The 19,679-nt window shown below is 63.1% G+C and carries 17 protein-coding genes; 16 read left to right on the top strand and 1 reads right to left on the bottom strand.

Translation table 11 applies throughout. The features are described from left to right. The first annotated feature begins 47 nt into the window (after positions 1 to 47). The 3 genes from NKJ90_RS07665 to NKJ90_RS07655 are packed head-to-tail and all read left to right on the top strand — an operon-like array spanning position 48 to position 2,828. Complete coding sequence (locus NKJ90_RS07665) at positions 48 to 1,163, top strand: ABC transporter substrate-binding protein (protein ID WP_023760465.1); 1,116 nt, start codon at positions 48 to 50, stop codon at positions 1,161 to 1,163. 25 nt (positions 1,164 to 1,188) lie between these two features. After that, positions 1,189 to 2,022 (top strand): ABC transporter permease, encoded by an 834-nt coding sequence (locus NKJ90_RS07660; protein ID WP_023760464.1) that lies wholly within the window; start codon positions 1,189 to 1,191, stop codon positions 2,020 to 2,022. Then, a complete protein-coding gene (locus NKJ90_RS07655) occupies positions 2,022 to 2,828 on the top strand; it encodes an ABC transporter permease (RefSeq protein ID WP_023760463.1) in 807 nt (268 codons plus the stop codon). The genes NKJ90_RS07660 and NKJ90_RS07655 overlap by 1 nt, the downstream gene beginning before the upstream one ends. A 72-nt stretch (positions 2,829 to 2,900) precedes the next feature. Here NKJ90_RS07655 and NKJ90_RS07650 read toward each other — a convergent pair whose 3' ends face one another. Continuing rightward, positions 2,901 to 3,968, bottom strand: a complete 1,068-nt coding sequence (locus NKJ90_RS07650) for a glycosyltransferase family 2 protein (protein WP_023760462.1) — start codon at positions 3,966 to 3,968, stop codon at positions 2,901 to 2,903. 607 nt (positions 3,969 to 4,575) lie between these two features. On the opposite strand from NKJ90_RS07650, the gene NKJ90_RS07645 reads away from it, so the two are divergent. From NKJ90_RS07645 to NKJ90_RS07585, 13 genes are all read left to right on the top strand, one after another. Continuing rightward, entirely contained in the window at positions 4,576 to 4,983 is a 408-nt protein-coding gene (locus tag NKJ90_RS07645; protein WP_023760461.1) for a DUF3168 domain-containing protein, read from the top strand. 174 nt (positions 4,984 to 5,157) lie between these two features. Further along, positions 5,158 to 5,457 carry a hypothetical protein gene (locus NKJ90_RS07640; RefSeq protein ID WP_023760460.1) on the top strand — a complete coding sequence of 100 codons (300 nt, stop codon included), beginning with the start codon at positions 5,158 to 5,160 and terminating at the stop codon, positions 5,455 to 5,457. A 72-nt stretch (positions 5,458 to 5,529) separates the two neighbouring features. Next, a complete protein-coding gene (locus NKJ90_RS07635) occupies positions 5,530 to 6,195 on the top strand; it encodes a response regulator transcription factor (protein WP_023760459.1) in 666 nt (221 codons plus the stop codon). Then, complete coding sequence (locus tag NKJ90_RS07630; protein WP_023760458.1) at positions 6,179 to 7,612, top strand: ATP-binding protein; 1,434 nt, start codon at positions 6,179 to 6,181, stop codon at positions 7,610 to 7,612. Before NKJ90_RS07635 ends, NKJ90_RS07630 begins: the two co-directional genes overlap by 17 nt. Positions 7,613 to 7,800: 188 nt before the next feature. Next, complete coding sequence (locus NKJ90_RS07625; RefSeq protein ID WP_023760457.1) at positions 7,801 to 8,238, top strand: RT0821/Lpp0805 family surface protein; 438 nt, start codon at positions 7,801 to 7,803, stop codon at positions 8,236 to 8,238. Between the two features lie 181 nt (positions 8,239 to 8,419). Further along, positions 8,420 to 9,559, top strand: coding sequence for a c-type cytochrome biogenesis protein CcmI (gene ccmI, locus NKJ90_RS07620; protein ID WP_352485869.1), 1,140 nt, complete (start codon positions 8,420 to 8,422; stop codon positions 9,557 to 9,559). A gap of 8 nt (positions 9,560 to 9,567) precedes the next feature. Further along, a complete protein-coding gene (ccmE, locus tag NKJ90_RS07615; RefSeq protein ID WP_023760455.1) occupies positions 9,568 to 10,011 on the top strand; it encodes a cytochrome c maturation protein CcmE in 444 nt (147 codons plus the stop codon). A 32-nt stretch (positions 10,012 to 10,043) separates the two neighbouring features. Continuing rightward, positions 10,044 to 12,035, top strand: coding sequence for a heme lyase CcmF/NrfE family subunit (locus tag NKJ90_RS07610; protein WP_023760454.1), 1,992 nt, complete (start codon positions 10,044 to 10,046; stop codon positions 12,033 to 12,035). Continuing rightward, positions 12,032 to 12,499: a cytochrome c-type biogenesis protein gene (locus tag NKJ90_RS07605; protein ID WP_023760453.1), complete on the top strand. Its 468-nt coding sequence runs from the start codon at positions 12,032 to 12,034 to the stop codon at positions 12,497 to 12,499. The genes NKJ90_RS07610 and NKJ90_RS07605 overlap by 4 nt, the downstream gene beginning before the upstream one ends. Positions 12,500 to 12,630: 131 nt before the next feature. Beyond that, positions 12,631 to 14,181, top strand: coding sequence for a Do family serine endopeptidase (locus tag NKJ90_RS07600; RefSeq protein WP_023760452.1), 1,551 nt, complete (start codon positions 12,631 to 12,633; stop codon positions 14,179 to 14,181). Between the two features lie 315 nt (positions 14,182 to 14,496). Continuing rightward, a complete protein-coding gene (locus NKJ90_RS07595) occupies positions 14,497 to 15,171 on the top strand; it encodes a response regulator transcription factor (protein WP_023760451.1) in 675 nt (224 codons plus the stop codon). Between the two features lie 7 nt (positions 15,172 to 15,178). Then, complete coding sequence (locus tag NKJ90_RS07590) at positions 15,179 to 16,651, top strand: sensor histidine kinase (protein WP_352485861.1); 1,473 nt, start codon at positions 15,179 to 15,181, stop codon at positions 16,649 to 16,651. After that, on the top strand, positions 16,651 to 19,623 hold the full coding sequence (locus NKJ90_RS07585) for a bifunctional [glutamine synthetase] adenylyltransferase/[glutamine synthetase]-adenylyl-L-tyrosine phosphorylase (protein WP_031260633.1): 2,973 nt from the start codon (positions 16,651 to 16,653) through the stop codon (positions 19,621 to 19,623). Before NKJ90_RS07590 ends, NKJ90_RS07585 begins: the two co-directional genes overlap by 1 nt. The last annotated feature ends 56 nt before the right edge of the window (positions 19,624 to 19,679 follow it).

Genomic DNA, 19,679 nt, shown 5'->3' with positions numbered 1-19,679 from the left:
TGCCCACCACTTTGCGGTACTATCAACGACAAAAAAGGGGAACTGACATGACACACGATACCAAGAAACAAGCCGTCGAGAGCCTGTCCGCCAGGGCAGGTCGCGGCGAAATCTCGCGCCGCCAATTCACGCGGCTGGCAGCATTCGTGCTGGCCGGCACGCCGATGATGCTGCGCTCGACCGGTGCCTTTGCCGCGGCGAAGGAACTGGTGCTGGTCAACTGGGGCGGTGACGCCATCACGGCTTACGACGCCGCCTACGGCCAGCCCTTCACCAAGGAAACCGGCATCACCGTCAAGATGGATGGCTCGGGCCCGACCGAAGGCGCCATTGCCGCGCAGTTCAAGAGCGGCGCGCCGACCTGGGACCTCGTCGACGTCGACCCGTTCTCGGCCATCACCCTCGGTGCCCAGGGCGCCCTCGAGCCGATCGATTATACGATCGTCGACAAGAAGAAGATGCGCGAAGGCTTTGGCTGGGAATACGCCGCCTCGACCTATTTCTTCTCCTATGTCATCGCCTACGACTCCGAGAAGTACGGCAAGGACGCGCCGACCGGCATGGCCGATTTCTTCGACGTGAAGAAATTCCCCGGCAAGCGCTCGCTCTACAAATGGGGCGTGTCGAGCTGGGAAGCCGCCCTGCTGGCCGACGGCATCGCGCCGGCGTCGCTCTATCCGCTCGATCTCAAGCGCGCCCATGACAAGATCGCCGCCTTCAAGGAAAACGTCGTTGCCTACTGGGGCGGCGGTGCCGAAAGCCAGAGCGTGCTGCTCAATGGCGAGGCCTCGATGGCGATCGTCTGGTCGACGCGCGCGTCATTGATCGAGCAGGATTCGGGCGGCAAGATCAAGTTCATCTGGGACCAGGGCCTGATCTCGCCCGGTGCGCTCGCCGTGCTCAAGGGCAATCCCGGCGGCAAGGAAGCGGCCATGAAGTTCATCGCCAGCACCCAGGACCCGCAAAAGGAGCTGGTCATGTTCGACAAGCTCGGCCAGGGCCCTGCAAATCCGGCTGCCGACGCGCTGATTCCCGCCGACAAGAAGCGCATCAACCCGGTCGATCCCGAGAACATGAAGAAGCAGATCGCACTCGACATGGACTGGTACGCCAAGAATTACGGGGCAGCGCTCGACGAATACACCAAGATCATCTCGGCCTGACCAAGGCCGGGATAATCGGGTCCAAATGAGGTCCTATCTCTCCGACAGGATGGGCGCGGCGCTGTTGATGGCGCCGCTGCTCCTGTTTCTTGTCCTCGCCTATGCCTGGCCGTTCTTCGGCGTCGTCAAATGGAGCTTTACGCTGCCGACGCCGGGGCTCGGGCAGTATGAGGCGCTGCTCACCGACGATCTGGTGCAGTCGGTGTTCATCCGCACGCTGCGCATAGCGGCGGTCGTCACTGTGGTTTCGGTCGCCGCTGCCTACGCCATCACCGTCGTCTGGGTGCGAGGAACCCGGGCACAGCGCCTGATCGCCGAGTTCTGCATTCTCGTCCCCTTCTGGATTTCCGTCCTGACCCGTGCCTTCGGCTGGGTGGCGCTATTGTCCAATCGCGGCCTGATCAACAGTTGGCTGCAGGCGATCGGCTTCATTTCCGAACCGCTGGCGCTGGTGCGCAACGAATTCGGCGTCATCGTCGGCATGACGCATTTCCTCATTCCTTTCGCCGTCTTCCCGCTGGCATCGGCCATGCGCAGCCTAGACGACCGCGTGCTGCTGGCCGCGCGCGGCCTCGGCTCCAGCCGCATGCGCACCTTCTGGACGGTGTTCGTACCGATGACGCGCTCTGGCATCATCGGCGCGGCGATGATCGTCTTCGTCTTTTCGCTCGGCTTCTTTGTCACGCCGGCGATCCTTGGTGGCGGCCGCAGCGTCATGATCGCCGAGCTGATCTATCTCAGGATCTTCCAGAGCCCGGACTGGGGTCTGGGGGCGGCCATCAGCGTGGTCCTGGTGTTGTTCGTCGGCGCGCTGATGGCGCTGCTGTTCCGTTATGTCAGACCGAAGCAATTGATCTGATGCCAACCTATCGCCCCGGTCCCGCCTCGCTAGTCATCGCCGCTTTCGTGGCGCTATTCCTGCTGCTGCCGCTGCTTGCCGTCATCCCGGTGTCGCTGACGCCGAGCCGCATGCTGGCGATGCCGTCAGGTGAACTGTCGTTGCGCCACTACCGGTCGTTGGTCGAGGATCCGCGCTGGCTCCAATCGATCTTGCTCAGCATCCGCATCGGTATCGTCAGCAGCGCCTTTTCCACCGTGCTGGCACTATGCTTTAGCCTCGGGGTCTGGATGTTCCAGCCGCGCTTCACGGCGGCACTCGTCGGCTTTGTGCTGCTGCCCATGGTGGTGCCGCCTGTGGTCTCGGCGATCACGCTCTACTTCCTGCTCACCTCGATCTCAGGTTTCAGCTCGTTCTTTGGTTATGACACATGGCTTGGTGTCGCCATGGCGCATTCGGTGATGACCGTGCCCTTTGCCACCGTGCTGATGCTGGTCTCGCTTAGTCAGCTCGACCGCCGCATCGATCTTGCCGCGCGCGGGCTTGGCGCCTCGGTCTGGGAGCGCGCCACCCGGATCATCATGCCCAACATCAAATTCGGCATCATCACCGCGGCGCTTTTGTCCTTCGTTCTGTCCTGGGAAGAAATCGGTGTCACACTGTTCATCACCTCGGTCAACGCGATCACGCTGCCCAGGCTGATGTGGATGGGCCTGCGCGACAACATCGACCCTGCAATCGCCGCACTCTCGGTGATCTTGATCATCATCACGGTGCTGGTGCTGGCGGTGCGCAGCGTCGTGGTCAGGCAGCGCGGGGCGCAGTAGGCAAAGCGCAGCGCAGGCTCATTTGGGACCTTCGGGGCAGCGCACCCTCCCGTCCTGCACAAGGGCTTGGGGCTACCCCATCGCGCGGCGTATTGTCCTGGACAGGCGAGCAAGGAATGTCGGTCGGGACGATGCGTCGAGCTTCCACGACAGCACCGCCATGGCCATTTGTCGCGGCAGCATGCCGACAGAAAGGAACCAGGCGGCAAGCACGGCGCGGCGGCGCAGGGACGCCGTCATTTCGAGGCTGGCGACAGCGCCCGCCGCCGCGAGCGCCAGGCGGGAATCGTCGGCGACGGGGTGCCGGTGCCTGTCCGTGCAGAGCGATGCCAGCCGTTCTTCCAGGTGGACAGGATCATGGCGAACAATTTCTGCCGGCACGACGGTCAGGCCGGCCTGCGATACCTGGTCCGACAGCGCCTCCATGCGGTGGAAATCGTGCTCTACCCGCCAGCGTGCCCGCTCGGCGAGCTTTTCACCGAAGACCGAATGGTTGGCGCCGTGGATTCTGTAAGCGCCGACACATTCATCGATGGACTGGACTTGGCCATAGAGCGGCGCCAGCGTCGCAAGATAGCCGTCGGCGCCCTGGCGGAAATCCGGTTCCGGAATCGGCATGATCGATTCCAGGGTCGTCCGGTCAAAGGCGAGCCCGCTGGTTACGGTCGTCTGGTAGCGCCCCTTGCGCAGAAGCTTCGGCATGACATCGCCGCTGTCGAAGGGCAGCTCCGGCGGCGGAAAGACGTCCTTGATGCGTTGCCGGTCATCGACAATGTGCAATCTGGATTGCACCTGGGCGGTTGCCTCGTCCCAGGTGTCGACGATCCTGGAGACGGCTTCCGGATAAAGATAATCGTCGGCGTCGAGGAAGAGGACGATTCTGCCGGAGCTCGCAGCAAAGCCGGTGTTGAAGGCGGCCGCGTGCCCGCCATTCTTTCGTCGCGGACAAGCAAGGATCCTGTCGCCGTAGGATTTCATGATGGTCGTGGAATTGTCCTGCGATGCATCGTCGACGACGATAACTTCGACATCGTCGTGGTCCTGCTCCAGGGCGCTGTCGATGCTGCGTTCAAGGAAACGCGCGTAATTGTAATTCGGAATAATGATGGAAACCGGGATTTTGTGGGGGGTAGACTGCATCGCATTCGACCTCGCATCTTGCTTTGGTTTCGGCAAAACCCGCTCGTGGGCTGCCTCGTCTTCAAGCTCGCTCCGCGAGTTTCCCAAGGAAAAGCACTCGCCTTTTCGTCGGGAGACGGATCACGTCACTCGTTTGCGACTTCATGCAAAGCCGCCATCGCCTTCGAGGATCGCGGTGACCGCGGTGCTGACTGAGTCAAGGGTGCCGCCGGCCAGCAAAAGCTCCGACGCTCCGGGTATCGACCAAGCTCGACGGAAATGGTGTCACGTTCGGTCACGGACCGCAACGGACGCCTTGAAGGCACGTTCGATACTGGCCTTCAAATGCGGCTGGAACAAGCCGCTATCTGAAAACTGATGTCCAGAGGCGTGGGCAGATGGTGTCAGACAAAACAAACCTCACCGACGCGGCCAATCCTGCCTAGATCGCAACGCCGCGCAGTGCCCCTGACGACGTTGTTGGCAAAGTCGTATCAGCATTCATCGATCCGATGACGAATCGCCATCGCCTCCGCGCGTCGAATGGCTATATCTGACACAGTATGCAGAACCCAGACAGGCTTCCGAAAGGCAATGGTCGGCAGCGCAAAGGCTAGAGGAGAGGACGATGACCGCGCCCGGCGATTTGCAGCAGGCACTGTTTCTGAGGCTTAAAAGCGATGCCTCACTGTCGACCTTGCTGGGCGGCGCGGGATTGCTCGAACGGGCAACCGACAATGCCGCTTTTCCCTACGTGACTTGTGGCCAGACCTCTGCCTTTGACTGGGATACGAGCGCGGAGAACAATAATGATCAGCTGGTCACGCTGCATGTCTGGTCGAAAGCCAAGGGGGAAGCCGAAACGCTTGCCATCATGGACGCCATCAAGGCGCGGCTCGCCAATGCGGTGCTGGAGATTGGCCCCCACGGCCAGACACGACTCTCGCTCGAATTCACCGAGGTCCGCCATGACGAGGACCTGCTCGTGCATCACGGGCTGCTGCGTTTTCGCGCGATAACGCAGGAAAGCGCCTGACACGCTTTCAATATGGTCGAAACGGAGTCTAGACTGGAGCCTCGCGGGAAATCACGGTTTGAGGCGGTGAAATCCCAGGTTGACTGTCTCGCGTTGCAGGGGTGTAGCGAGGATGTTTTCGGCGACGTTCACCGTTCATTTCACGTTCAGCACCGATGCGTTACAAACTCGACCATGAAAACGCTTCGCTCCCACCTCCGAACCGCGACACTGGCGCTCTGCGCTGCCGGGCTGTTTGCGTCGCAGGCTGTGGCGATACCGGCCGTCGCGCCCGAACAGGCCAGCCCGATTGTACTGGCGGCGTCCGATTGCTACGCGATCGGTCAACAAGTGGCCGAACAGAATGGCGGAACGCTGGCCAAGGCCTCGCAATCGACGCGCGGCGGCCAGCCTGTCTGTGTCATCGTCGTGCTCGTTCCGGGCAAGGACGGACAACGTCCGCGCCGTTCCGAAATCGTCGTTCCACTGAACTGACCCTTCCGTTTCCCAGGCCGCCGGAATCGGCCTATATCTGACCCTAGCTCTTCAACAGGTATCGAACTCCGCATGCGCGTACTCGTCGTCGAAGATGACAAGGATCTCAATCGGCAAATATCGGATGCACTGGTCGATGCCGGCTACGTCGTCGACCGCGCCTTCGACGGCGAGGAAGGCCACTTCCTCGGCGACACCGAGCCCTACGATGCCGTCGTGCTCGACATCGGCCTGCCGCAGATGGATGGCATCAGCGTCGTCGAGCGCTGGCGGCGCGGCGGCCGCAAAATGCCTGTGCTGATGCTGACGGCGCGCGACCGCTGGAGCGACAAGGTCTCCGGTATCGATGCCGGCGCCGACGACTATGTCACCAAGCCGTTCCACATCGAGGAGGTGCTGGCGAGGGTTCGGGCCCTGATCCGGCGCGCTGCCGGCCATGCCTCGTCCGAACTGACCTGCGGACCGTTGCGCCTCGACACCAAGGCGTCCAAGGCCGATGTCGACGGCGTGCCGCTGAAACTGACGTCGCACGAATTCCGCCTGCTTGCCTATCTGATGCACCATATGGGCGAGGTCGTCTCGCGCACGGAACTGGTCGAGCATCTCTATGATCAGGATTTCGACCGCGATTCCAACACTATCGAGGTCTTTGTCGGGCGTCTTCGCAAGAAGATGAGCATCGACATGATTGAAACCGTGCGTGGCATGGGCTACCGCATGCGTGAGCCGGAGGCGTAACTCGGAACCGCTCAAACCAACCGCAAGGACGCCGCTTTCGCTGCGTTTGTGGCCGCGTTCGCTGACGTTCCGCGTCATCGCCTTTTCCACTGTCTGGGCGATCGTGACGCTCGTCGTCATATTCACCCTGATCACCACACTCTATCGCCAGGCCAGCGAGCGCGGCTTCGACAGCCTGCTTTCGGCGCATCTGTTCAATTTGATCGGCTCCATCGGTATTTCCGACAACGGTGCGCTCACCGGTGCGCCCGACCTCGGCGATCTCCGCTTCTCGGAGCCGAATTCGGGCTGGTACTGGTCGGTAGAGCCCGCCTCGGAGGGCGTGCATGGGGATCTTCACTCGTCTTCGATGACGCGCAAAATCCCATCGCCTGATGTCGCAGAGGTGCCCTTCAACGCCAGTTTCCAGCGCAGCTATCCGACCGAAGGCATCGATGGCGAGCAACTCGAAGTGTTCGAGAGCGAATTCGTTCTCGATTCCAAGAACCGCGCCGCGCGCTTCCGCGTCATGGGCAACCAGAGCGAACTCGAGCAGGAAATCGCCAGCTTCCAACGCCGCCTGCTGACCTATCTCAGCCTGTTCGGCGTCGGCATGATCGCCATCAACGCGATTGCCATCCTGCTCGGCCTGCAGCCGCTGCGCCGGGTGAGGAATGCGCTTGCCATGGTTCGCGAGGGCACCGCGCAGAGGCTCGACGGCCAGTTCCCGGCCGAGATCGAACCGCTAGCCAACGAAACCAATGCGTTGATCGAAAACAACAGGCGCATCGTCGAGCGGTCGCGGACCCAGGTCGGCAATCTCGCCCATTCGCTGAAGACGCCGCTCGCGGTGCTGCTCAATGAGGGCCGGGCGCTTGGCGGAGCCAAGGGACAGCTGATCGCCGAACAAGCCGCTTCCATGCAGAAGCAGGTCGAGCACTATCTACAGCGCGCCCGCGTCGCGGCGCAGCGCGACAGCGTCGTCTTCCGCACGCCCGTGACGCCGCTGGTGCAGCGCATGGTGCGGGTCCTGCAGAAGCTCAATCCGCAGACAAATCTGTCGCTGTCGTTGCCTGCGGCCGAAATCGTCTTCGCAGGCGAGCGCGAGGACCTTGAGGAGTTGATCGGCAATCTGCTCGAAAACGCGATGAAATGGGCAAAAAGCGCGGTGTTGGTCTCGGTCGTGCCTTTGACTGGCAAGGATGATCCGGCCGGCCTGTTTGAGATCGATATCGAGGATGACGGCCCTGGCATTCCCGATGACAAGGCACGCGAGGCGCTGAAGCGCGGACGGCGTCTGGATGAGACAAAGCCTGGAACAGGTCTCGGGCTGGCCATTGTCGCCGACCTCGTCAACGAGTATGGAGGCGTCCTGGCGCTCGAACGGTCCGGCATGGGCGGATTGAAGGCGGTGGTGCGATTGCGGAGCCTTCAGTGATGTTCAGTCACGGCCATTCGACATTGATGAACGGGGCATGTTATGGCGGCATGTCGATTGGTCCCGGATTGGCTGGCAGCGGCCAAATTTCCGACAAATCTCAATATTATGGCAGCGCCATCTTCTCCGATGACGTGGCCTCCGGCCTATCCATAGCAGGCTCCAACTCAAGAACACCGGTTGTTGGCATGAAGATTCGCGTCGCGCTTATTTCCGCATTGCTGGCCGTTTCCGGCTGCACCACCCTGAGCGGCAAGGGGCCGACCGTAGCAGTGACACCGGCCTCGACGCCTCCTTCCAGCGGCAAGGTCACCGCGACGATCATTTCGGCGATGGGCGGCGGCCTCATCGGCGGGTCGATCGGCGCCGGCCTCAGCGAGACCGAGAAGCGCAGTGCGCTCGAGGCTGAATACAAGGCGCTCGAATACACGTCCAGCGGCCAGAAGGTAACGTGGAAAGGCGCCCAGGCTTCGCGCTATGGCGAGGTGGTTCCGGCACAGCCCTATCGCGTCGGTTCGCAGGATTGCCGCCAGTATACGCAGACGGTTTTCACCGGCGGCGCCGGGGCGACGGCGCGCGGAACCGCTTGCCGTAACACCAACGGCAGTTGGACGCCGCTGACCTGACGGTGCATGTCGCCCAACCGCGCAGCCGTTTTTAGGACGACGACATGCATAGAAGCTGAGACAGGGTCCGGCTGGTGTCCGGTCGGTTGATGTCGATCAAGGACATGCGGCGCGCCTGCCGTCAAAGCGTCGCAGGAAGCCTGTGTTGGCACGGCAGAACTCTGCCATTATTGGAAGAACCATGCTGTTCTGGGTCATAGCCGCAATTCTCACGCTGGGTGCAAGCCTGGCGGTGCTGCTGCCGCTGGCCGCCAGCTCGAAGGGCGCGTCGTCGAGCAGTGATCACGATCTCGAAGTCTATCGCGATCAGTTGTCCGAGCTTGACCGCGACGCTGCGCGTGGCTTGATCCAGCCGGGGGAAGCTGCCGAAGCGCGCGCCGAGATCGCTCGCCGCATCCTTCGCCTCGACAATGCGGCAACGGCGGGCAAAGCGTCCGTTGGCCGAATTTCGGTAGCGGCAAGGCTGGTCGCCACCGCGGCCGTTCTGGCAGTGCCGCTGGTCAGTTGGGGCCTTTACAGTCAGCTCGGCTCACCCGACTTGCCGTCGCAACCGCTCAGCGAGCGGTTGGCCAAGAACCCGGCCGACAGTTCGGTCGACGAATTGGTGGCGCGGGCCGAAGCCCATCTTGCTGCCAATCCTTCCGATGGCAGGGGCTGGGATGTGCTCGCGCCAGTCTATCTGCGCATGCAGCGCTTTTCCGACGCGGCGGCGGCCTATCGCAACGCTATCCGCCTCGATGGCGACAGCGCCGTTCGCCAGGCCGGCCTTGGCGAGGCGATCGCCGGTGCGGCAGGCGGCATCGTCTCGGCCGATGCACAGAAGGCCTTCGAGGCGGCCTTGGAGCTCGACCCGGCCAATGCGAAGGCGAGCTTCTATCTGGCGATGGCGCTGGCGCAGGAGGGCCGCACCAAGGAGGCGGCCACAGCCTGGCGGGCAATGTTGGGCAAGCTGCCGCCGGAGTCGCCATGGCGCAGTGCGGTCGAGCAGGCGCTGGCCAGGTCCGGCAGTCCCGCAGTCGCTTCCGGCGGCGCCACCAACGGTCCCGATGCCGGCGATATCGACGCTGCATCGTCGATGTCTCCCGCTGATAGGGAAGCGATGATCAGCACGATGGTCGCCCGCCTCGACGACAAGCTGCGGCAAAATCCGCGCGATCCGGAAGGTTGGATGCGCCTCGTTCGTTCCTATGTCGTGCTGGGCAAGGCCGATCTGGCACGTCAGGCGCTCGGTCGCGCCATTGCCGTCTTTGGAGCCGACAGTGACGAAGCGAAAAAATTCACCGCCTTTGCCGCCTCGCTTGGCCTGACGGCAACGGAGTAGAACAAGACATGACGCGCAAGCAGAAACGATTGTCGGTGATCGCGGGCGGACTGGCTTTCCTTGGCGCCGCCACCGGGCTGACCTTCTATGCGCTTGGCCAGAAGGCGTCCTATTTCTACATGCCGGCTGATCTGACCACCGCCAGTGTCCAGCCTGGCCAGCGCATCCGGCTGGGCGGGCTGGTTGAAAAAGGCACGATCCAGCGCGGGCAGAGGGCGACCGTCGGCTTTTCGGTCACCGACACCCACAAATCGGTCAAGGTCACCTATACGGGCATCCTGCCCGATCTTTTCCGCGAAGAGCAGGGCGTGATCACCGAGGGCACATTCGGCCCGGACGGCGTCTTCGTTGCCGACAGCGTGCTCGCCAAGCATGATGAGCGCTATATGCCCAAGGACGTGGCCGACGGCCTGAAGGCCAAGGGCGTCTGGCAGGAGAGCAAGAGTGAATAGCTCTGGCAGGAGAGCAAGAGTGAATTACAGCCATGGTTGAAACCGGACATTTCGCCTTGGTCCTGGCGTTTGCGCTGTCGCTTGTGCAGACGCTCGTACCGCTGTTTGGCGCACGTCTGAACAACCAGCGCCTGATGGCGGTCGGTGGGCCAGTCGCGGTGACCGGCTTTGCCCTGACGGCGCTGTCCTTCGTGGCGTTGGCGAGCGCTTACGCAAGCTCTGATTTCTCGGTGGCGAGCGTATGGGAAAACTCGCATTCGCTGCAACCGCTGATCTACAAGATCACCGGAACCTGGGGCAATCACGAAGGCTCGATGCTGCTCTGGGTGCTGATCCTGACCTTCTTCGGCGCCCTTGTCGCCGCCTTCGGGTCAAATCTGCCGGCGACGCTGCGCGCCAACGTGCTTGCCGTGCAGGGTGCCATCGGCGCCGCCTTCTTCTTGTTCATCCTGGCGACGTCCAATCCGTTCATCCGGCTCAATCCGGCGCCGATCGAGGGCCGCGATCTCAACCCGATCCTCCAGGATCTCGGCCTCGCGATCCACCCGCCCTTCCTCTATCTCGGTTATGTCGGCTTCTCGATCTGCTTTTCCTTTTCGGTCGCCGCCCTCATCGAAGGGCGCATCGACGCGTCCTGGGCGCGCTGGGTGCGGCCGTGGACGTTGGTCGCCTGGATGTTCCTGACCGGCGGCATCGCCATGGGGTCCTACTGGGCCTACTACGAACTCGGTTGGGGCGGTTTCTGGTTCTGGGACCCGGTCGAGAACGCCTCCTTCATGCCGTGGCTGTCCGGCACGGCGCTGCTTCATTCGGCGATCGTCATGGAAAAGCGCTCGGCACTGAAGATCTGGACGCTGCTGCTCGCCATTCTCACCTTTTCGATGTCCCTGCTCGGCACCTTCCTGGTGCGCTCGGGTGTCTTGACTTCGGTCCACGCCTTCGCCACCGACCCGACACGCGGCGTCTTCATCCTGTGCATCCTGACATTGTTCATCGGCGGCTCGCTGGCGCTGTTTGCGTTGCGCGCCTCGCGTCTGACGGCCGGCGGCCTGTTTCATCCGATTTCGCGCGAGGGTGCGCTCGTCCTCAACAATCTGTTCCTGACCACGGCGACCGCGACTGTGCTCGTCGGCACGCTCTATCCGCTTGCCGTGGAGGCCTTTTCAGCCGACAAGATTTCGGTCGGCGCGCCGTTCTTCAACCTCACCTTCGGACCCCTGATGGTGCCACTGCTGCTGGTGGTTCCGTTCGGGCCGCTGCTGGCCTGGAAGCGCGGCGATGTTTTCGCCGTTGCGCAGCGGCTGATGGTGGCGTTCGCCGCGGCCCTCCTGGCAACGCTGGTCACCGCTTTGTTCATCGACGGCGCGTCGGTGTTTGCGGCCCTGGGCGTCGGCCTCGCCGTCTGGCTGATCCTCGGGGCGCTCACTGACCTTGCCGTCAAATCCGGCTTTGGCAATGTTGCTCCGGGGATTTTGGTCAGGCGCCTGCTCCGCTTGCCGCGCTCGGTCTACGGCACCGCCTTCGCTCATCTTGGCCTTGGCCTGACCACGCTCGGCATCGTCGGCACGCTTTGCTTCGGCACCGAGAAGATCCTGTCGATGCATGCCGGCGAGACCGTCGAACTCTCCGGCCATACGGTGCGTTTCGTCGGGCTTTATCCGGCCCAGGGGCCGAACTACAGCGAGGATCGCGGCCGCTTCGAGCTGATCGGCGTCAGCGGCAGTCCCGTTGGCGAAATCAGCTCCGCCAAGCGGTTTTATCCGGTGCGGGAGATGACGACGACTGAATCCGGCATCAGGACGATCGGTCTCTCCCAGCTCTACCTCTCGCTCGGCGACGAGGGTAATGACGGTTCCGTCGTGGTGCGCCTGTGGTGGAAGCCGCTGGTGACGTTGATCTGGGGCGGCGGCCTGGTGATGATGGCGGGCGCGGCGATGTCGCTGATGGACCGGCGCCTCCGCGTCGGCGCGCCGTCGCGGCGACGCAAGCAAGTGATCGCGTTGAAATCCGTGGGCCAGCCATGAGCGCAAAGCTTTCGCTGACCTCCATTGTCCTGCTGCTGGCACTGTTCTTCGCCGGCACGGCACTGGCGGTGAAGCCTGACGAGATGCTGCCCAATCCGGCGCTCGAGGCACGAGCGCGGGCGCTGTCGGAGGGCCTGCGCTGCATGGTCTGTCAGAACCAGTCGATCGACGAATCCGACGCCGACCTTGCCCGTGACCTGCGCATCCTTGTGCGCCAGCGCCTCGTCGCCGGCGATACCGACCAGCAGGTGATGGATTACGTCGTCTCCCGCTATGGCGAGTTCGTGCTGCTGAAGCCGCGTTTCGATCTGCGCAATGCGTTGCTGTGGGGCACGCCTGTCCTGCTGTTGCTGGTGGGAGGCGCTTTCATCGTGCTGACCGCGCGATCACGCCGCACGCTGGCGACAAAATCCCTGTCCGCCGAAGAGCAGGCATCGTTGGACGCCATATTGCGCCGCGACTGACGCCGCGGTCGCTGCCGAACATTACCAAAGTTTCATGTGTCGGAAATGGCGCTGTAATGTGCGCCTCTCTAATTCTCTCTTCCCGAGGATGCCGATCACGCAGCGTCCATTTGAAAGAGGATACGAGAACCATGAATATTGCCCCCAATTCATATTCCGTCACCCGCAAGCGTCTCATGGCTGCCGTCGCGTCCATCGCGGTGGCCGGTGCGATCGGCGTCGGCGCGCTGACCAGTGGAACCAGCCCTGTTCTGGCCGACGCCGTGCGCATCGAGGCGCCGCAGGTGCCAGGCTTCGCCGATGTCGTCGAGCGCGTTTCTCCCGCCGTTGTCAGCGTCAAGGTCAAGGCCAAGATCAGCCCGGCGGCCGATGATGGCTCCGACCAGTCCGACGATCCGGACGGCATGAACAACATGCCCGATAACCCGCAGCTGCGCCGCTTCTTCAAGGAATTCCGCGGCTTTGGCGACCAGAACGGTCAGGACGGTAACAGGCGTTTCAGCCACCGTGACCACAATAACGACCAGCCGCGGCCGGTTGCGCAGGGATCCGGCTTTTTCATCTCCGATGACGGCTATCTCGTCACCAACAACCATGTCGTTTCGGAAGGCTCGGCCTTTACCGTGGTGATGAATGACGGTAAGGAACTCGATGCCAAGCTGATCGGCACCGACCCGCGCACCGATCTCGCCGTGCTCAAGGTCGATGGTGTCGGCAAGTTTACCTATGTCGACTTCGCGGATGATTCCAAGGTCCGCGTTGGCGACTGGGTGGTGGCGGTCGGCAATCCGTTCGGCCTCGGCGGCACTGTCACCGCCGGCATAGTCTCGGCCCGCGGCCGCGACATTGGCGCCGGCCCTTATGACGACTTCATCCAGATCGATGCGTCGGTCAACCGTGGCAATTCGGGTGGACCGACCTTCAACCTCAACGGCCAGGTCGTCGGCATCAACACCGCGATCTTCTCGCCATCTGGCGGCAGCGTCGGCATCGCCTTCGACATTCCCGCTTCGACCGCCAAGCAGGTCGTTCAGGACCTGATGAAGAGTGGTTCGGTGCAGCGCGGCTGGCTCGGCGTCGAAATCCAGCCGGTCACGTCCGACATCGCCGAATCGCTCGGTCTGAAGTCCAACAACGGCGCGCTGGTTTCCAGTGCCCAGGACAACGGGCCCGGCAAGAAGGCCGGTATCACTGCCGGTGACGTGATCACCCAGGTCGACGGCAAGGACGTTGCTTCGCCGAAGGAACTGGCACGCCTGATCGGCGCCTTTTCGCCCGGCAAATCTGTCGACGTCACCGTATGGCGCGCCGGCAAGAGCCAGACGGTCAAGGTCGATCTCGGCACTCTACCCACCAGTGACAAGCAGGCATCAGCCGACCAGCCGCAGCCGCCCGCTCCGGCCAAGCCCGACACTCTGGCCGATCTCGGCCTGACCGTCACCAAGTCCGAAAACGGCAAGGGGCTTGTGGTGACCGACGTCGACCCCGACAGCGATGCCGCCGATCGCGGTATCCAGCCAGGCGACGTCATCACATCAGTCAATTCGACCGAGGTGAACGGCACAGACGACGTCACCAAGGCGATGACCGACGCAGTCAAATCCGGCCGCAAGGCGGTGCTGATGCAGATTACCCGCGACGACACCAATCGTTTCGTCGCACTGCCCGTCGCCAAGGGCTGACGCTGTTCGACTTTTCCCGTGCGGCCGTTTCAAACACCCCCGAGCCGCCGCACGGGAAAGCGTGGAGGAGCGCGTTAGTCAGTCATCGTGCTCTCCCCCGGCGGCAGCGGGCTCCCATCGCCCGCTGCCGCACTATCGTCTGAAAGCCTGATATTTCGGCTGAAAGCGTTCCGGCGGTCTTGGCGCAACCACAACGGGGACAAGGACTTTATCGCGTACGGCTTCGGATGATCTTGATCTCGATGCGCTTTGGCAAAGGCCACAATGCAGATGTCTGCCACTCAACGTTCCGGCGAAATCGCGTATAACAGTCCTATGAAGATTCTCGTCATAGAAGACGATCGCGAGGCCGCGGATTACTTGCAGAAAGCCCTTACCGAGGCCGGCCACACCGCGCATGTCGCTGGTGATGGCGAAACCGGCTTCGCGCTCGCCGATGCCGGCGACTACGACGTGATGGTCATTGACCGGATGATGCCGCGCCGTGACGGCCTGTCGGTCATTGCCGGTCTGCGATCCAGGGGCAACACGACCCCGGTGCTGATCCTCTCGGCGCTCGGCGAAGTCGATGACCGGGTCACCGGTCTGCGCGCCGGCGGCGACGACTACCTGACCAAGCCCTATGCCTTTTCCGAGCTTCTGGCCCGCGTCGAGGTGCTGAACCGCCGCGCCAGCGCCAAGGAAGCCGAAACCGTCTACCGCGTCGGCGATCTCGAACTCGACAGGCTGTCGCATTCGGTCCGTCGCGCGGCGCGCGAGATCACGTTGCAGCCACGTGAATTCCGCCTGCTGGAATATCTGATGCGCCATGCCGGCCAGGTGGTGACGCGCACCATGCTGCTCGAAAATGTCTGGGATTATCATTTCGATCCGCAGACCAATGTCATCGACGTCCATGTCTCGCGGCTGCGCGGCAAGATCGAGAAGGGCTTCGACAAGCCCATCCTGCATACGGTTCGTGGCGCCGGCTATATGCTGAAGAGCGGTTAGCGGCGGCATGGCCCTTTCCGTGCCAGCCATCATGAAGACGACGGCAGCGCGGCTTTCGGCGCTCTACCTCCTGCTCTTCGCGCTCTGCGCGGTGGCGCTCGTCTTTTACATGACCTCCCTTTCGGCGCGCATGCTGACGGCGCAGACCCAGGACACCATCAATGACGAGGTGCTCGGTCTGGCCCGCGCCTATCAACGCGGTGGCCTGCCGGTGCTGGTCCGTGTGGTCGAAGCGCGCTCGCGCCAGCCTGGCGCAAACCTCTATCTGATCGCTGACGCCAACGGCCAGATTCTGACCGGCAATGTGCAGAGCCTTGAACCGGGCGTTCTCGAAACCGAAGGTTGGACCAGCAGCCCGTTCTCCTACCAGCGCTTTGGCGAAGGAGAGCTCGAGCGTCTGCGCAATCTGCCCGCCGAGCAGGGCACCAACCAAACCGAGCAGAACGACCCGCAGGCCCAGGGCGAAACGGGCCACAATGCCATTGCGCTGGTGCTGCGGCTGCCAAATCAGATGATCATGCTGGTCGGCCGTGACCTCGGTGAGCCGGAGCGTTTTCGCGCCGTGATCCGTCGCGCCCTGATGCTGGCGCTCGGCATGATGGGGCTTGGCGGGCTGCTGATCTGGTTCTTCGTCGGCCGCGCGGCGCTGAAGCGCATCGACAGTGTGTCGGAGGCCAGCCGCCGCATCATGGGTGGCGACCTGACCGGCCGGCTGCCGGTGACCGGGACCGGCGACGAGTTCGACCGGCTTTCCGAAAACCTCAATGTGATGCTGGCCAGGATCGCCACGCTCAACGAAGGCTTGAAGCAGGTTTCCGACAACATCGCGCATGATCTGAAGACGCCGCTGACGCGGCTGCGCAACCGGGCAGAAGCGGCGCTTTCGGGCAAGCACAAGACTGCCGACTACCGTCAGGCGCTGGAAGGCACCATCGCCGAGTCCGACCAACTGATAAAGACCTTCAATGCCATCCTGATGATCTCCCGGCTGGAGGCTGGCTACTCCTCGGAGAACACCGACCGCGTCGATCTTTCCGAGGCCGTTCGCGATGTCGTCGAACTCTACGAGCCGGTGGCGGAGGAGGCGGGCGTCTCGCTTAAGACCGACGTGCGGGAGACGGTTTTCGTCAACGGCAACCGCGAACTGATCGGCCAGGCGCTGTCGAACATCGTCGACAACGCCATCAAATATTCGACCGACGCCGCTCAGCCGGCTGTGCGCGTAGCCCTTGAGCGAGCCGGCACGGATGTTCGGCTCTCGGTCATCGACAATGGCCACGGCATCCCCGACGACGCCGACCGTGCCCGCGCGACGGAACGTTTCGTGCGGTTGGAAAAAAGCCGATCGCAGCCGGGTTCCGGCCTTGGCCTCAGCCTCGCCAAGGCCGTCATGACGTTCCACAATGGCCGGCTTGATCTCTCGCCCGGCAATCCTGGACTGTCTGTGGTCATGAGTTTCCCGGCACGGGAGAATCACTGATGAGCACGGCTGCGAGGGCGACGGACTGGCTGCTGAAGCCGGCGATCAGTCTTGCCCCGTTAGACGAAGACCGGGCGCGGCAAGAACTGGCCGAGATCGCCTCCGCCGCAGGCGAAGAAGGGCTGACCAGGCTGGCCAAGTTCCTGGCCCGTAAAGGGGAGGGCCAGGATCTCTTGGCAGCCATCTTCGATCTGTCGCCCTTCCTGCGCGATACGGCTCGTCGCCGGCCACGGATTCTAGACGGGCTGTTCGAGCAGACTGTCGAGGTCCGGCTGAAAGCGATCGGCGCCACCATCGACCAGGCGCCATTGGCCGAGGAGGTATCGGAAGCCGGGCTCATGATGGAACTTCGCCAGTGCAAGGCCGAGGCACATTTCCTGATCGCGCTGGCTGATCTTGCCGGCGAGGCCGAAACGGCGCTGACGGTTCGGCGGTTGAGCGACCTTGCCGATGCTTGCACCCGTGCGGCCGTCGACTTCCTGCTGCGCGACGCGCATGGCCAGGGCAAGCTCAAACTGCCGGATCTCGACAACCCATCGAAGAAATCGGGCTGGATCCTGCTCGGCATGGGCAAGCTTGGCGCGCACGAGCTGAATTTCTCCTCCGACATCGATCTCGTGGTTTTCTTCGACCCGGAAGCGCCGGCCGTGATCGATCCGCTCGACGCCACCGAATTGTTTTCCCGCCTGACGCGCCGCCTGGTTCGTATCCTGCAGGATCGCACCGAGCACGGTTATGTTTTCCGCACCGACCTGAGGCTGCGCCCCGATCCGGGTTCAACCCCGCTGGCGATCCCAGTCGAGGCCGCACTACGCTACTATGAAGCGCGCGGCCAGAACTGGGAGCGCGCCGCCATGGTCAAGGCGCGTCCGGTGGCCGGTGACCTGGCCGCGGGCGCCTCCTTCCTCAAGGAGCTCCAGCCCTACATCTGGCGCAAATACATGGACTACGCGGCGATTGCCGACGTCCATTCGATCAAGCGACAGATCCACGCCCACAAGGGTCATGGCGAGATCGCCGTCAAGGGCCACAACGTAAAGGTCGGGCGCGGCGGTATCCGCGAAATCGAGTTCTTCGTCCAGACCCAGCAGCTCATCGCCGGCGGACGCTTTCCGGAACTGCGTGGCCGCGAGACCGTGCCGATGCTCGGCCAGCTCGCGGCGCGTGGCTGGATCACCACCGATGCGCGTGACGCGCTGGCGCGCCAGTACTGGTTCCTGCGCCGTGTCGAACATGCCGTGCAGATGGTTGCCGACGAGCAGACGCACACGCTGCCGGATGACGATGAGGGGCTGGAGCGAATCGCCCGCATGCTGGGTTTTGCCGATTCTGCTGCCTTTTCCCAAGCGTTCCGCGCTTCGCTGCAGCAGGTCGAACGCCATTACGCGGCACTCTTCGAAACCGCGCCGGAACTCTCAACCGGCATCGGCAATTTGGTCTTCACCGGCGATGTCGACGATCCCGATACGTTGCGGACCTTGCACGGTCTCGGCTTTCAGCGACCAAGCGACATCTGCCGCGTCATTCGCGGCTGGCATTTCGGCCGCTATCGCGTCACCCAGTCGGCGGAGGCACGCGAGCGGCTGACGGAACTGACGCCGGCGCTGTTGCGGTCCTTTGGCCAGACGCGCAGGGCTGATGAGGCCCTGTTGCGCTTCGATGAGTTTCTCGCTGGCCTGCCGGCCGGCATCCAGCTGTTTTCCCTGCTGCAGTCCAATCCGGCCCTGCTCAAGCTTTTGGCGACAATCATGGGTGCGGCACCCCGGCTGGCAGCGATCATCACGCGCCGGCCGCATGTTTTCGACGGTTTGCTGGATCCGGCCTTGCTGACGGAGCTGCCGGACCGCGCCTATCTGTCGGCGCGACTTTCCGCCTTCGTCGAGGGCGACCGGCTGTATGAGGACGTGCTCGACCGGCTGCGCATATTTGCCTCCGAGCAGAAATTCCTGATCGGTGTGCGGCTGCTGGCCGGCTCGATCGACCCGGTGCGCGCCGGCCACGCCTTTTCCGACCTGGCAGATCTCACCATCGAGGCGGCGCTGCAGGCGGTGACAACCGAATTCGCAGCGCGCCACGGCACGATTGCCGGAGGCGTGGTTTCCCTGCTCGGCCTAGGCAAACTCGGCAGCCGAGAGTTGACCGCCGGCTCGGATGTCGACCTGATCCTGCTCTACGACCACGCACCGGATGCCGAGGAATCCGATGGCGATAAGCCGCTGGCGCCTTCGCATTACTACACCCGCATGACGCAGCGGCTGATCGCGGCGGTGTCCGCGCCGACGGCGGAGGGGGTTCTCTACGACCTCGACCTGCGCTTGCGGCCATCGGGCAACAAGGGTCCGGTGGCCACCCATATCGATGCCTTCAAGAAGTACCAGCGCCAGGAGGCTTGGACGTGGGAGCACATGGCGCTTTCGCGGGCGCGTGCCATTGCCGGCGACGCCAGCCTGTGCAGCGAGGTCGAGGCGGAAGTGGCGGCGGTGCTCGGCCAACCGCGCGATGCGGCAAAAGTGATGGCCGAGGCCTCGGACATGCGCGCCATGATCGAAAAGGAAAAGCCGCCACGCGATCTCTGGGACATCAAACTGATCCCCGGCGGCCTCATCGATCTCGAATTCATCGCTCAGGTGGCTGTGATCACCGGGCAGGTCGAGGCCGGGTTACGTGCCCCGGCCGTGCCAATTGCACGCGCCACCGGTACGGCCGAGATCCTGTCGCATCTGGCGCCGGGTTTCGCCGATGCCGGGGTCAGGCAGGAGCTTGGCGATGCCTATGCGCTCTATCTGGCACTGACCCAGATGACGCGGCTGTGCCTCACCGGAGCCTTCGAGCGCGACGATGTTCCGCCCGGGCTTTCGGATCTGCTTCTGGCGGTGACAGACCTGCCGGATTTCGGTGTGCTGGAAGCACATCTCAAAGAGACGTCGCAAAAGGTCAGGAAAGATTTCGACCTTTTGCTTCGTACGGGATGATCGCGACGAGCGGCTGTCTCGGACCGCATCGGGGGTGACGATGCAACAGGAGAAGA

Source organism: Mesorhizobium sp. M0051 (assembly GCF_040323235.1).
GTDB lineage: Bacteria > Pseudomonadota > Alphaproteobacteria > Rhizobiales > Rhizobiaceae > Mesorhizobium.
Note: the sequence above shows the minus strand (reverse complement) of the source record. Positions and strands in the feature narration are given on the sequence as shown.